Raw genomic sequence first — 14492 nt, 5'->3', positions numbered from 1 at the left:
TAGATGAACATTTTTCTTAAGAGAAGAAACTCCGACCGCGAAGTTGCGACTCGTGGCAGCAATTCACGCACATGCGAGGCTGCCCGACTATTCGATAATTCGTGGTATACGGCCGCCTACCCGGACGTCAAAGGTTCGCGTTTGACACCATTTCTCCATTACACGAAGTTCGGATGGCGCGAAGGGCGTCAACCTCACCCCCTTTTCGATGTGAAGTGGTATCTGGCAAATAATCTCGATGTCAAGGAGGCGGGGCTAGAGCCACTGGAGCACTATCTGCAATTTGGCTGGCGCGAAGGCCGCCAACCGCACCCACTTTTCGATGCGAGGCATTATCTTGAGGAGAACGCAGACGTCAAAGACGCCGGTTTAGAGCCGCTGACGCACTACACCGAAATTGGCTGGCGTGAGGGCCGTAGACCGCACCCACTTTTCGATGGGAAGTGGTACCTACGGCAGTACCCGGATGTTGCGCGCGCTGGAGTGGAGCCTCTGGCACATTATGGAACAATTGGGTGGCGCGAGAGCCGCCAACCCCATCCGCTCTTTGACGCGCAGTGGTATCTGGCAAAAAATCTCGATGTCAAGGAGGCGGGGCTAGAGCCACTGGAGCACTATCTGCAATTTGGCTGGCGCGAAGGCCGCCAACCGCACCCACTTTTTGACGGCCAATGGTATTTAAGGAAGAACCCGGACGTCAAGGAGGCAGGGCAGGAACCGTTGACGCACTACTCCCACATTGGTTGGCGTGAGAGCCGCCAACCGCACCCACTTTTTGATGGAAAGCGGTATCTGGAGAAGAACCTGGACGTCAACGAATCGGACTCAGACCCGTTGGCGCATTTCATTGAAAGTGGCTGGCGGGAGGGCCGCCAATCGCATGCGCTTTTCGACGCCGATTGGTATGTTAGAAACAATCCAGATTTGGCACGTTTTGGCGGGAATGCGCTCATTCACTATGTCGAATTTGGCTGGAGTGAGGGTAGGGCACCGCATCCGCTTTTTGATCCAAGCTGGTATTCTGAGGCTAACGCTGACGTGAGACTTGGGGGGGGGGAGCCACTCGCTCATTATCTCGAGTTTGGATGGCGCGAAGGACGGTCACCGCATCCACTGTTTGACGGAAAGTGGTATCTGGAGGCGAACCCCGACGTTGCACGGGCTTGCTATGAGCCGCTTTCTCACTACACAGAAATTGGCTGGAAAGAGGGGCGTGAACCACACCGCGTTTTCAACGGCCATCGATATCTGGCTAGCAACCCGGATGTAATGACGGTCGGTCGTGAACCGCTTTCGCACTATCTCGAATTCGGCTGGCGTGAAGGTCGCTCGCCACATCCTCTGTTTGACGTAACTTGGTATCTTGTAGCGAATCCCGATGTAGGGGCAGCCGGCGGCGATCCCCTCTCCCACTATCTACGCCTTGGGTGGACTGAGGGACGCAAGCCCAACCCTTATTTCGTCCCTCTCTGGTACAGGTCGGTCTACCCCGTAGGAAACGTGGAGCCACTCTCGCACTATGCTTCTGTTGGGGAGGCTCAAAACTATAAGCCGTGCCCATATTTTGACCCTCGATGGTACCGAGAACACTACAAAGACGTGACTGTCGGCGCGCTCGAACATTTTGTCGAGCAGGGTGCGCTGGAGCGTCGTAGGCCGAACGCAGCATTTGACTCGGATTGGTATGCGAGGGAGTATCAACTGCCATATGAAATTTCTCCTCTTCAGCATTTCATGGAGATCGGGCAGATCGCAGATTTGCGCCCCAATCGCGCCTTTGATACCCGATGGTATAAGAAAGAGCATGCGGCAGAAATCGGCAACACCGGATGCGCCCCTTTCGAGCATTATCTTGCCTATGGTATTCGTGACAGGGCTTGCAGGTCAGAGTTAGAAAAACTCTCAGGTCGCAAGCTAAGCGATCGCGCAGACTATAACTTGCTGAATCCCACTAATCTGATTGAGGCGGCAATAGAAAATATTGTATCCGTATTCTTGCAAGACGAGCCCTACATCGTTTTTCTATCGGTTATTGATCCGTTCAGTTGCCCTTCTGGGGAGGGATATGTACAGCGCTTGCGTTCGATAGACGCTCGTTTCAAGGACTGGAAGCGGCTATATATTTGTCAAGCGGGACAAGGAGATGGAGATAGCTTTGTAACACATGAGGGAGGCGCATTTGCCATTTATTTATCGGACGCCCTCATTGGAGGATTAGTGGAGGGTTTATCTAAGAAGGCGGCTGCCGTATATGCTCACACGATCTTCCCGCTCCGCGATGCCCATGCATTTAAGGCGTTCAGTGCCGCAAAAAAGCGGATCATCGACTTGCATGGGGTTGTGCCCGAAGAACTAGAACTTCAAGGTGACCCGATAGGAGCAACCGAGGCGCACGAACTCGAGTGTGAAGTTCTTCTGCAAGCGACGGAAGTCGTATGCGTCACACAGTCGATGAAGGATTGGATTTTGACGAAGTACCCCGTGCTGCGAGGTGAGCGCGTTTTGGTTGTTCCCATCGTCATTGATTATCCGTATCTTGCGACCGTGAATGAACGCTCTAACCTTGAAGATAAGCTCGTCTATGCTGGCGGTGTTCAAGAGTGGCAGTGCCTACCTTTGATGGTGGCTCATGCAGTATCTATCGATCTTAGTGTTATGATTGTTACACAAGACACCGATGCGGTGCAGACTATCTTGGAGCACTACCCCGAAGCTCAGCGAGAGAACGTCTCGCTTAGAAGTGCTGTAAATATACGTGACGTTTGGAGAGAGTATTTAAAAGCTGACTTCGGTTACGCTTTGCGTACCAACTCTGTTGTCAATCGGGTTTCATGCCCGACAAAGATTGTAGAGTATTGTGCGGCAGGGGTGATTCCGATACTTCATTACGAAGATATCGGTGACTTTCGGCGTATGGGCCTTCGTTATGTGACGCGTGACTCCTTTTCGAAGGGGCAGCTTCCGACACAGCAAGAGCGTATGGCTATAATGGAAAACAACATTAAGATATTTCATCAAATGCGCATACAACACTTTGAAGGTGTCAGCTTTCTTATTGATCAAATCGTCACATCCCTCCATTGACGTGAGTGTCCGGTGAGCGGATTTTTCTGAACGAGCCAGTTAGGCGATGTTCTGGCATTAGAACCAGCATTAGTGCTGACACCAATGCCAGATCTGAGAGGTTGGCATGGCTCGCATGGAGATCATTTCTGGCGTTGAGCGTAGGAGCGTAGGCGGCGATGGTCGGGCGCTATGACGTATGCGGCGTCTCCGCCCCATTGATTTTGCTGCGGGGAATTTTGATTGAGAAATCTCCCATTCGGGGTGGATTTCGGGTCCAGCCGGGGCTAAAACCCATAAATCAACGATTGAAGGGCTTGAGATGGACAACCAACAACGTCAAGATAATTTCAAAGAACAAGAGGAACTTCCGCCCGAGGAACGCCCGTTCGATCCTTGGGAGCAGGCATTCAACCGAGACTTCCGGAAACACGAACGCGACTTCGAGTTTTGAGGATACGTGACCTGCTGTGTCAGGATGCGACGAGTTCTCTCGAAGCGGCGTCTGCGCCGTCGCCCATCGCGACCCACAAGCCGCATCCGCAGATTTTGATCAGCTTCTTCCATGATTTGGTCGTTCCGCCGAACGGGGCATCGTCGCGGTTATGTAGATCTCTACATAACCGCGATTATGTGCACCTCGTGATAATGCGCAGATTGCTGAGGCAGGAGGCAGGAGGCTTCAACCACGGATCCTCGGACGACTTCCGGCTAGCGACCTGCGCATAATTTCAGAGATTCATCGTAAGCGTCCGGGGAGCGGATTTTGCTGAACGAGCCAGTTAGGCGATGTTCTGGCATTAGAACCAGCATTAGTGCTGACACTGGCCTGCCACTGAACTTTCATCCAGCGGCGATTAGAGCCCCGGCGGTTTTCGATACGCCATTTGGCGCGGTGGGAGCAACCGGCGGAAACGCGTAGCCTTCATCTTGCGTAGCGTTGGAGCCGGTTGCGGCTATGGTCCCGGCATAGTTGGCCGGGGTCTGATATCCGAGCGATGAGTGCGGCCGGAAATTGTTGTAATCCTCCGCCCATTCGGAAATGGCGCTGCGGGCGTGGCCGAGACCGAAGAACAGGCTCTCGTTTAGCAGTTCGTCGCGCATGCGGCCGTTGAAGGATTCGACGTAGCCGTTCTGCATCGGCTTTCCCGGCGCGATGTAGTGCCATTCGACCTTGTGCTCCTTTGACCAGGCGAGGATCGCGTTCGACGTGAACTCCGTGCCATGGTCGGAGACGATCATGCCGGGCTTGCCGCGCCGTTCGATAAGCGCCGTCAGTTCGCGGGCGACCCGACGCCCGGAGATCGATGTGTCGGGGATTGCCGCCAGGCATTCGCGCGTCACGTCATCGACGATGTTGAGCACGCGAAACCTCCTTCCACAGGCAAACTGGTCGTGGACGAAATCCAGCGACCAGCGGGCATTGGCCTTCGCTTCGACCAGGAGCGGCGCACGCGTGCCGACGGCACGCCGTCTGGCTTTCCGCTTGCGGACCGACAGCCCTTCCTCGCGGTAGAGCCGGTAGATGCGATTGACGCCGGACGGCTCTCCGTCTCGCTTGAGCAGGACGAACAGCCGCCGGTAACCGAAACGCCGTCGCTCGTTGGCGAGTTCGCGCAGCCTCGTCCGCAGTTCGACCTCCGGCGGTCGACTGGACCGATAACGGATCATCTTGCGGTCGGCGGATATGATCTGGCAGGCCCGCCGTTCCGAAAGACCCATCACGGTCTTCAGATGCGCGACGGCTTCGCGCTTGGCGGCAGGCCCTACCATTAATGGGATGGTCCGCCCCGTCCTCCGCGCCCATGATGAGGCGGCCAATTCAATGGAGGAAGTAATGGCTCATCGCAATCTGCCGCGGCCGGCCGCGGTTTATGGCATTGATATCGGCAAAAATGTCTTCCACGTCGTTGGACTGAGCGGCGACGGTACACCCGTTCAAAAGGTGCGCTTTCGACGCGACACCCTTCTCCAGTTCTTTGCCCGCGCAGACCCGAGCATCGTTGGCATGGAATCCTGTGCGGGGTCGCAGTGGCTCGCCCGCAGGATACAGGCGCTCGGGCACAAGGTTCGGCTGATCCCCGCGCAATTTGTCAAGCCGTACGTCAAGTCGAACAAAAACGACATCATCGACGCTGAAGCGATCGCCGAGGCGACGACGCGGCCGACAATGCGCTTCGTCACGGCGCAGGCAACCGATCAGGTCGACCTCCAGGCGCTGCACCGGATCCGCGATCAGATGGTCGGCTCGAGGACGCGCTTGATCAATCAGATGCGCGCCTTCTGCCTGGAATATGGCGTCGCTTTGCGGCAGGGAGCGGGGTTGTTCAAACTTGATCTACCCCAGGCTCTGAATGACCCAGAGAATGATCTGTCACCGGTAATGCGTCGGCTGCTGGGTGATTTACACGCCGATCTCCTGCGCCTCGAAGAGCGCATCCGCCAAGTCACCAAAGAGATTGAGGCAATAGCCGATCGGGAAGACGTTACGCGCCGCCTGATGACAATCCCTGGGATCGGCGCGTTGGGCGCTACCGCATTGCTGGCCGCCGTCGGCGATGGGCTGCAGTTCCGCAAAGCCCGAGATCTAGCGGCGTGGCTGGGATTGGTGCCGAGACAATATTCGACCGGAGGAAAGCAAACGCTGCTGGGGATCAGCAAGCGCGGCAATCGATATGTCCGCAAGCTTCTGGTGCATGGCGCACGGTCGTGCTTCCGACATCTCGACCGGACGCGCGATCGGTTGGGCAACTGGCTCAACGGCCTTGAAGCCCGGATGCATCCCAACAAAGCCGTCGTTGCACTCGCGGCCAAGATGGCACGCATCGTCTGGGCCGTTCTAAACAAACCGGGCGCACTCTACGAACGCAGGGATCCTGCTTTCGCTTGACGCTCAGAGCTCGATTGCAAGGCTCGGGACGAGTGATGACGAAACAGTGGATCAGCATGCCGTAAACCCTGTGCAAAAAAGCGGGCTTCGTGCCCGAACCATTTATTGGGAACGGCGTGCGCAGATCTCATCATGGCCTGGCTGCAACAGCAGTCCACTCGCGAGAGGCCGGATACATTTACGCAACTGGAATCGTCATTTGCGACGTCGCGACCCCTTGCACGGACGGGGCGGACCATACATTTTTTGCCAGAAGCTCGCGGAGCGCGGCGGCGTCCAGCATCTGCTCGGCCAACAGCTTCTTCAGCTTAGCATTCTCCTCCTCGAGCGCCTTCAGACGCTTCGCCTCGGAGACCTCCATACCGCCGTATTTGGCTTTCCAGTTATAAAAGGTCGCTTCCGAAATTCCGTGCTTGCGGCAGAGCTCAGCCACCTTCGCGCCAGCCTCCTGCTCCTTCAGCACCGCAATAATCTGCTCTTCCGTAAATCGCTGCTTCTTCATGCGTCCGTCCTTTAATAGGCCGGACTCTAATCCATCCTGGAGGAAAATACCCGTGGCAGGTCACCTGGCCTCGATCACCTCAGCCTTGTCGACGCAACAGGCTGCTGCCCGCCCGAAGACATCGGCGGGCCATGGGGATATCAGGACTTCCTCCAAGTGCTTGCCGATCCCCAGCACGAGCGCCGCAAGGAACTCATCGAATGGTGGGGCAGTAACCAGTTCGATCCCAACCACATCGACAAGCCGGCGATCGAACAGGCACTCCGCGCACTCGCGAAGAAATGGACCAGAAAAACCCGCGCCAAAACATAGCGCGTCCGCCGCGGCTCACACCGGAGGGTTACGGTACGTTGACTGGGTCGCCGATCAAGCCCTTGTTGTGAAGCCGATCCGTCGTTGCCCAGTCGAAGCCCCTTCCAGGCGCAACGTTCGTTATGCAGCGTCAGCCATAGCAGCGCCAAAACCGCATCGTCGATCTTGTCTTCGTCGATCTCCATGAACCCACGTTATCACGCGCGGCGCCTGAGATCCTGCGGTCCTGCTCGGATGGATGCCCTATACTCTGCTATCCTTAATGCTTGCAAACAAGAGACACCCGATACCCCATACTACGAATAGGCCTAAGAACACGACAAAGGTGTCCAGAATTGGCCTTGGCAAAAGCGCACTTTCAGGTAGAAATGGGGGAACTACAACGACAACATACAGCTGCTGCGCCAAAATGCGCCTACGAGCTTCTTCGTAATCCGCTCGAGCAAGCGTATAGATTTTCTCTGAAAACTCCTCTTGCAGCTTGAGAAGCTGATAGTCCTTTAGTTGCTCCGAAAGGGTGTCCTTAGATATACCTGTCAGCTTATCCGCAAACTGCCGAATCTGATCATCTATAACTTTGACTTTCGTCTCAAGGTACTTATCCCCTGGTCGTTCATTCAGGCCAGAAAGGTTGCCAACGTCAATTTGGGCCTGGAGTTGTATTCGCTTTAACGAAAGTTCCGTCATTGCTGACGTTATCTGCTTAGCAGCCATGACTGGGTCGATACTTCCTGACTTTTGCTGGAAGTTTAGTATGTCAGTCCGGACTCCGGCAAGGACGGATGCCGATCGGCTGACCTCCTCGTTGGCACGATCTAAGGCGTCTTTTTTTGTTCGATCCGAGATGCGGTTGATCAGCTTTTCACTGTTTTCAACGAGTTTAGTGGCGAGGACATAAGCGTCGTCGCTACTATACGCGCGAACGCGCATCGTGAGAATGTTCGAGACTGAATCGATAGATACAGTCACATGCTCTCTCCAGTACTCCCAAATCTCCTCTTTGTCCGCGGTCATACTTAAACGCGACAACCAATCGATGCCGCCTTTGGAAAAGTATTCGTTGACGGCTGGCTTCCCGCCGAGATCTTCAATTACGGCTCTACTCTTCAGATAGTCAGAGATGATCTGTGCGTCTTGCCCCGAAGAATACGACGACCCTAAGTCCAGTTTCTTGAGGAACGAGCTTGCGACAGACGAAGACGCTTCAGAGGAGCCTTCCTGCGATTTTCTAACAGTAAGTTTCACCTCAGTAACGTAGACATCCGAGGCGAGAGCAATATAATAAAAGAGCACAACCATAGTCGGTATGAAAACGACGAACAAAAACGATCGGAGCAATCCTCCGCCCCCACTTGATGGGGCCGTGCTGGGAGTGCTCATTCCTTCGCTCGCGATAATGGGACTATCGCCGTTCTTGCGGTCTAGTGCTTGAACGAGCCGTGTTCTCGTCGCCGCTATCGCCGCTTTAGCTCTCCATGAGGGTTTGGAGCCGGTCGACGTTGCAAATTTGGGCGGGAGTTGTCGCGGAAGCAACTTAAACATCGGCTTTCTCGGCGTTTTTCCATGCTTCCTTTGCGAACGAATAGAGCGCCACGTCTTCATCTAGCAAATCTAGAACCAGTCCGATCGTCGCAAGTCGCTTCCCAAGTTCGAAAGCGGTCGGGAGTTCATCCAATGCATGTGTAGGGAACATCGCGGTGTCTAGCTGCGCATTGACCATACGGGAGAACTGTTCGAAATGCTCTCTCAATCCCACAATTGAGAACTGTGCCAAATTGTCGAGCGCAACGCTGACATTTCGTCGCTGAATGTCCTCCTCAGGCAATGAACCATAGAGTTTAGTCATAGGCGAACGAAAGGCTCGTCGAATAGATGGAGACATTGTTCGGAAAGCCATAAGGAGCGATTTGTCGTCGGAAAAGTCGATCTTGGCAACTTGCGGAAGAACGTCAGAAAAACTTGTGAATGTCGCGTATGCGCTAAACGGGCTTTTGTTAGGGTTCTTTGCCAAGTGCGATAGAAATAGAAGCTTTTCGGCGAGTTCGTCAAACGGGTCACGGAGCAATGCACAAGAGACGAAATTTTGCTCTAGTGCGAGGCTGCCGTAGCGCATCCAGTTTATACCACCGCCCACAAAAATTGAGTCGGTAAATCTAAGCGATAACACTCCACTTAGCGTCTCAAGTGAGAGCCTATCCGCGAAAGGATAGCTCATCGCAAAATGCTGCGACAACCCGCGCAATAGCCTCATCTGAGGGAGAAGACTTGCGTCCGCAATAAGAAGCTTTCTATCTTTGTGCCTCTCCGGGTTGAAGCGGCGATAAACAATAACTCCGCTCTCTGCCTCGACGATGGTCACGTCCTGAAGGTGGCAGAGGTCAGGCACTGTACTATCATCTATGTGAAAACCCGCGAGACCTGTAGTATGCATTCCGAGATCACGGAGGTCAGCTCGAAGTACATTGGCTTTAAACTGTATGTCCTCACGGGAAGCAACCTTGATGATCAGTTCAGGGGTATCTCCTGGATTGTCCGGAATAAGCCAGCCAGAGATCACAGAGCCATTATCGATATCGATGAAGAATTGCATAAAATTGCACCGAACTATGCCATGTGGTCTCGGGCTAACATGGCGACGCCAATGACAATCGCCCACAACACCGCTGTTCCGAGCGCGACTGCCATCACTATCAGCAACCGCTTAGGGTAAAGTGCTTCCTGAGGCAGCGACGGTTGAACATAGGTAAGGATGTAGGATCGTTGCCGCTCCAATGTCATACGGGCTAACTCGTAGACTCCCACGGATTTTTGATATTCCGCCTGAGTTACTTTCAGATCAGTTTCAGCTTCGGCCAAACCAGCGCCTCTCGAGGCAATACTCGATCCAGTTGATGCGCCGGCAATCGATTGTTCGTATTTACGAATTTGTTGACCGATCGCTGTAGTTTGATTCTTGAGAGTTCCGAGTTGAGGCGCACTTCCCGAGTCGTTATCCTCAAGCGACTTTATCTGCACATCTAGCTTCGCCTTTTCAAGTCTCAGTTTAGTCAGTATTTCTGTGTTCGCCGCTGCGGCTGAGCTGACGTCGAGAATGCCAGTCGAGTCTCTCATTGTCTTGAGCTTATAAATAGATTCAGACAAACGACGTTTTGTCGTCTGCACTTCGGCTTCCGCTTCACGCAACGCGTTCTCTTCTGTTCTTCGCGTCAAACGGTTTACCATCTGTTCCGCAACTCGAAGTATTTCTTTCGTAAGTGCCAGACTATCGGTCGGGCTGAAAGCTCGGACACGCAAGGTCGTCAGCCCTGAGCTTCTCTCTACCGAAATATCCACCTGTCCCTTCCAATACTTAATAAGGTCTTCCGACGTAGGGTTCGCTTCAAGACTGGCGATTGGGTCCCATCGCTTCGTCGTAAACAGCTCGATAAGATTAAACGAGTCGCTGAGCTGATTAATAATCGCACCGCTTTTGACATATTCGGCGATTATCGCGGCGTCCGTCGCTTGGCCGCCACCAAACAAAGCCGATAAACTCGCCATTGGACTTGAAGCGGAAGTATCCGCCGAGCGAATCGAGAAGCGTGCTTCTGAAACGTATTGATCAGATGCGATTAATGAGTAATACAACACCGCGAGCGTTGTTGGAATAACGAACAATGTCACAAGAGAACCGACCGCGAATAGTCTAAACAGGCGGTCACCTTTACGCGCCCTGAAGCCTCCCCCTCCACTTACAATGGGTCGGGGAGTCCGTGCCTTCCTCGCGGCCTTCCGTAACTCAACTGAGAAGGCCTTTGCCTGGCGAAGACTCTCGTCGACAGCTGGGCGCCGCTCTTCTTCGACGACAACATCTTGCATCTATTAACACCTACTGATTGAGCTTGTTGTATAACTCGATAGCGTCGTCGACATTTGAAAATTCGTGTGCGACGCCATGCGCCAAGACGATCGCTCTGCTACAGTAGTCGCGTATCGTCTCCATCGAATGAGACACCATTATGACGTCTGATCGGGCTCGCCTTCGGGAAAATTCCTCATGACATCTCGCCTGAAACCTCGCGTCCCCGACGGCAGTTACCTCATCGATAAGGTAGCATTCAAAATCGATAGCCATCGAAAGTCCGAAAGCCAAACGTTGCGCCATTCCAGATGAGTAAGTGCTGTACGGCTCGTCGATATATGCGCCAATTTCGGCGAAGTCCTCAACGAATTCAGTGGCTGCCTTTGGGTCGTGACCGTAAATTCTTGCGACAAAACTAATGTTCTCCCGTCCGGTCATCGCGGGATGCAGTCCTCCTGAGAAGCCCAGTGGCCACGATATCCGAGCTGAACGTATAATTCGACCAGAGTTCGGGAGTTCGGTACCGGCCAGCATTCTCATAGTGGTGGACTTCCCCGCGCCGTTTATGCCTAATATTCCGTAAGACGTTCCTGATCTGAACGTCAGATTCACGTGATCCAAAATAACTTTCGCGCTCCCGCGAATCCGGTAATACTTAAATACGTCGTCTAACCTTATCATGGCGCTAGTAACTTGCCTCGTAGGAAACGCTCTCCAAGTAAGCCAAAGAACAAAGCTGCAGTTGCAACAGATAGGAGGTACGTTCGAGACAACGCATCATCACCGTAGCCCTCATAGTAGGCAGACCTGAGCCACTCGACGCAGTGGAATAGCGGATTAAACCACATTAGCTCTCGAACATCAGCCGTCAGAGCGGAAGGAACGGCAAACACGCCAGCGCTCATGTACAGGATAATCATAATCATAACAAATGTGATGTTCCACATCCGAAATATTGAGGCAAGGACGACGTTGACGAACCCAAAAGAGAGTGAAAGGTATATGGTTGCGAGCAGGCCTGATGCGAGTGTAACTTTGTCAATGGGCGTCACATCCACAGATATTAGTGTGAGTGCCACATATGCTAGGATTACAACTACGAAAGCTGTCAAAAATTCAATTACCGCTCTCGATATGATCACATCAAACGGCCTAACCACTGGAAATAGGAACAGTGGTCGGTTAACGTCGAGCGCCATCCCCATCATTCGTGCCGGATAAAGGCAAACAATATACGGCAGCACACCCGTCGATACAAAAACTGCCGGGTCGCCGCCAATTGGTGCAACTTTGTTCACGAACGCCATGATAGTGACTAGCACGGTCAGGTGAATAAAGGGCCAGGCGATTGCGAGCAAATAGCCGACGTGGGAGCGACCGAATCGGGTTCTCATATCACGCAATATCAATGCGCCGATAACGTTAGTCCTTGCTTGGATGCTACTCAAATGCATGATTTGACCGCCCGAGAGCTTTACTCAAGTTTGCACCTATGCCATCTGGGTCTGTTCGCGGGGGAAATGCGAGAGAGTAATCTTCGTGTTCAAGGGTGAGGTTGGCCGAATACCATGGGTCGTGAACGAGCCTTTTGCCCCAACGCTTGTTCATGTAGTCAACCTCATCGCGAAACCTCTGCGCCTTTTGAGGGGTGTTATCTTTGCCCCTGGTGAGGCTTTCATGGTGAAGCAGCTTCGCAAATGGAGTGAATACATTGCGATAACCGGCACCAAGGACTCTAAGGCAAAAGTCAACGTCGTTGAATGCAACGGTGAGATTGCGTTCGTCGAGGCCGCCGACCTCCTCGAAAATTTTCCTCGTCACTACCAAGCATGCGCCAGTAACAGCGGATACGTTCCTATGCAGGTACAAATTTGAGAAGTATCCTGAGTGATTGCCCTTAGCGTATTTATACGGATGTCCTGCGACGCCCCCAATTCCCGTTACAACTCCCGCGTGCTGAATTCTTCCGCCGGGGTATAAGAGCTTAGGGCCGACACAACCAACGTTGTCTTGCAATGCAATTGATACTAGTTCGTCAAGCCAGTCCGGGGATGCGACCTCAATATCATTGTTGAGCAAGCATAATACGTCGCCTTTGGCAACTCTAGCTGCGTCATTATTCAGCTTAGAATAATTAAAGTCGCCGGGGCAAGAAAGAACTTTTAATATCCTGAGTTCCGAGAGCTCTTTTAGATATAATACGGCATCGTCATCAATCGATCCGTTGTCTATGACAATTATTTCGTATCTATCATATGTCGTCTTTCTGATGATCGAATCAATGCATTTTTGCAGAACTTTCTTTTGATCTCGTGTTGGCACGATTATACTGACTAGCGGCCGACGAGCGGGGAGTGCGAACCGAGTTCGATAATATGGGGCCCCAACAAGTAGCTCGACCTCTGCGTCCAACTTCAGTCGCTCGATGTGCGCTCGAAGAGCGCGTTGACCAGCAAGCAGCGCATACGACTTGTTGTGAACGGAGCGAGCCGTCGAGCCCTTGGATGCTCGCCAATGATACAGCACAAATGGAACATGTATGACATCGCGAGGTTCTACGCTTTCAACGATGCGCAGATTCAAATCGTAATCCTGGCTACCGTCGAACTCCTTACGCCACTTCCCCGCGCGGAGGATGTTGTCCGCTCGGTGCACGGTGAAATGATTCAGATAGTTTTGCGCCCTCAGCAATTCGAGCGAGAAATCTGGCTTGAAATATGGCTGGTAGCGATTGCCATGCTCGTCGATTTTGTCTTCGTCCGTATATATTAACTGGGCACACGGGTGAGCGCCAAGAACTTGGAACACTGCCGCGAGCGCGTTTCGGTGCAATACATCATCCTGATCCAGTAGACCAATCCATTCTCCGGCCGCAAGATCAAATGCGGTGTTCGTTGCCTCGCTAATATTCCCATTCTTTGTCCGGAATGCGGTTTTTATACGAACGTCCACCGACGCTAGTTCGGAGATTGTCTTACGCACCTCGCGAGAGGTGGAGCAGTCGTCAACAATGCAGAGTTCCCAATTTGGATATGTTTGATCGCAGACACTGAAAACGGCGGCCTTCAATTGGTTAAGCTCAGGGTTGTAGACGGGCATAAGTATTGATATTAGAGGCGCATCCGATGGCCAATTTAGTGAACTTGATGTGATATTTAAATCGTACAACTTAAGCCACTTTGAATATTTACCTCTTCTCTTTCTAAAAATCCGTGAAAGCAACTCTTTGTAAATTCGATAATATCCTATTGCTTTTCCGATATTGTACCGCGACATCTGTGTCTTCATATGCCTTCTTTAAGTCGCCAGTAAACCCTGATATGCCCAACTGGATGCTTCATGACGGGCGCTTCTTCTTACGCCTAGGATTTTTACTATGATTTCTTGGTATCTGCCCGATCGACCGTGGATTGGTGGATCACGAATACGCTTCGTGGAGTTAGCCGGTATAACCTGTGTGGTCGTTCCATTCAATGTTAGCTTGAATTGAAGCAGACCAATCCCTTCCCGCGGAAATAGTCATAGCACTACATGAGGTGATTTTCGTAGGCAGGGTGCCCCCGCGAAGTCCGCGGTTCCCCAATCGAAAACTGGCAGGTATCCCGTCGAGCACCTGCGGTCCCCCAGGCAGTCATGGCGACGAACAGTTGCTGTGGGCTCGTCGCCGAGGTGGCTTGACAGGTTTAATGTTTGCAGCCGAAGAGACCTTATCTCGCCGTGTCTCTGGCGGTAGCGGGCATTGTAGGCTGCGGTATTTGGAAAGACCAAGGAGAGCATTGTATGGAACGGACGTGCCTGGCCATCATTCTGGCTGCGGGCGAAAGCACGCGGATGAAATCGTCCATGTCGAAGGTGCTGCATCCGGTCGCTGGCCGGCCGATGAT

The 14492-nt window shown here is 52.9% G+C and carries 11 protein-coding genes and 3 pseudogenes; 5 read left to right on the top strand and 9 right to left on the bottom strand.

Annotated features, from left to right (window positions below; all coding sequences use genetic code 11):
• Positions 1-3 precede the first annotated feature (3 nt).
• Both ACQ5BM_RS07940 and ACQ5BM_RS07935 read left to right on the top strand, forming a co-directional pair.
• Complete coding sequence (locus ACQ5BM_RS07940; RefSeq protein WP_429809867.1) at positions 4-3084, top strand: hypothetical protein; 3081 nt, start codon at positions 4-6, stop codon at positions 3082-3084.
• Positions 3085-3385: 301 nt separating this feature from the next.
• Positions 3386-3517, top strand: a complete 132-nt coding sequence (locus tag ACQ5BM_RS07935; RefSeq protein WP_429809865.1) for a hypothetical protein — start codon at positions 3386-3388, stop codon at positions 3515-3517.
• Positions 3518-3906: 389 nt separating this feature from the next.
• On the opposite strand, the pseudogene ACQ5BM_RS07930 reads toward ACQ5BM_RS07935, so the two are convergent.
• Positions 3907-4836, bottom strand: a pseudogene (locus ACQ5BM_RS07930) (IS3 family transposase); the annotation flags it as partial.
• 64 nt (positions 4837-4900) lie between these two features.
• On the opposite strand from ACQ5BM_RS07930, the gene ACQ5BM_RS07925 reads away from it, so the two are divergent.
• Entirely contained in the window at positions 4901-5953 is a 1053-nt protein-coding gene (locus ACQ5BM_RS07925; RefSeq protein ID WP_429809863.1) for an IS110 family transposase, read from the top strand.
• 238 nt (positions 5954-6191) lie between these two features.
• On the opposite strand, the pseudogene ACQ5BM_RS07920 reads toward ACQ5BM_RS07925, so the two are convergent.
• Positions 6192-6455: pseudogene (locus ACQ5BM_RS07920) on the bottom strand (transposase); the annotation flags it as partial.
• Positions 6456-6488: 33 nt separating this feature from the next.
• Here ACQ5BM_RS07920 and ACQ5BM_RS07915 point away from each other — a divergent pair.
• A complete protein-coding gene (locus ACQ5BM_RS07915; protein ID WP_429810506.1) occupies positions 6489-6767 on the top strand; it encodes an IS1096 element passenger TnpR family protein in 279 nt (92 codons plus the stop codon).
• Positions 6768-6804: 37 nt separating this feature from the next.
• Here the strand turns inward: ACQ5BM_RS07915 and ACQ5BM_RS07910 are convergent.
• The 7 genes and pseudogenes from ACQ5BM_RS07910 to ACQ5BM_RS07880 form a co-directional block, all read right to left on the bottom strand.
• A pseudogene (locus ACQ5BM_RS07910) lies at positions 6805-6952 on the bottom strand (DUF6429 family protein); the annotation flags it as partial.
• A 58-nt stretch (positions 6953-7010) separates the two neighbouring features.
• The gene (locus tag ACQ5BM_RS07905) at positions 7011-8147 is read right to left on the bottom strand and encodes a hypothetical protein (RefSeq protein WP_429809862.1); all 1137 of its coding nucleotides are present in this window, start codon (positions 8145-8147) and stop codon (positions 7011-7013) included.
• A 154-nt stretch (positions 8148-8301) separates the two neighbouring features.
• Entirely contained in the window at positions 8302-9357 is a 1056-nt protein-coding gene (locus ACQ5BM_RS07900; RefSeq protein WP_429809860.1) for a hypothetical protein, read from the bottom strand.
• Between the two features lie 14 nt (positions 9358-9371).
• Positions 9372-10625, bottom strand: a complete 1254-nt coding sequence (locus tag ACQ5BM_RS07895; protein WP_429809858.1) for a hypothetical protein — start codon at positions 10623-10625, stop codon at positions 9372-9374.
• A gap of 10 nt (positions 10626-10635) precedes the next feature.
• On the bottom strand, positions 10636-11289 hold the full coding sequence (locus ACQ5BM_RS07890) for an ABC transporter ATP-binding protein (RefSeq protein ID WP_429809856.1): 654 nt from the start codon (positions 11287-11289) through the stop codon (positions 10636-10638).
• Positions 11286-12062 carry an ABC transporter permease gene (locus ACQ5BM_RS07885; protein ID WP_429809854.1) on the bottom strand — a complete coding sequence of 259 codons (777 nt, stop codon included), beginning with the start codon at positions 12060-12062 and terminating at the stop codon, positions 11286-11288. Before ACQ5BM_RS07885 ends, ACQ5BM_RS07890 begins: the two co-directional genes overlap by 4 nt.
• Positions 12049-13896, bottom strand: coding sequence for a glycosyltransferase family 2 protein (locus tag ACQ5BM_RS07880; protein ID WP_429809852.1), 1848 nt, complete (start codon positions 13894-13896; stop codon positions 12049-12051). Before ACQ5BM_RS07880 ends, ACQ5BM_RS07885 begins: the two co-directional genes overlap by 14 nt.
• Before the next feature lie 492 nt (positions 13897-14388).
• Here ACQ5BM_RS07880 and ACQ5BM_RS07875 point away from each other — a divergent pair.
• A partial coding sequence (locus ACQ5BM_RS07875; RefSeq protein WP_429810505.1) for an NTP transferase domain-containing protein occupies positions 14389-14492 on the top strand: 104 nt, incomplete at its 3' end.

This window comes from Ensifer sp. B1-9 (assembly GCF_050474445.1).
Classification (GTDB): domain Bacteria; phylum Pseudomonadota; class Alphaproteobacteria; order Rhizobiales; family Rhizobiaceae; genus Ensifer.
This window is presented reverse-complemented; position numbering and strand designations above follow the sequence as displayed.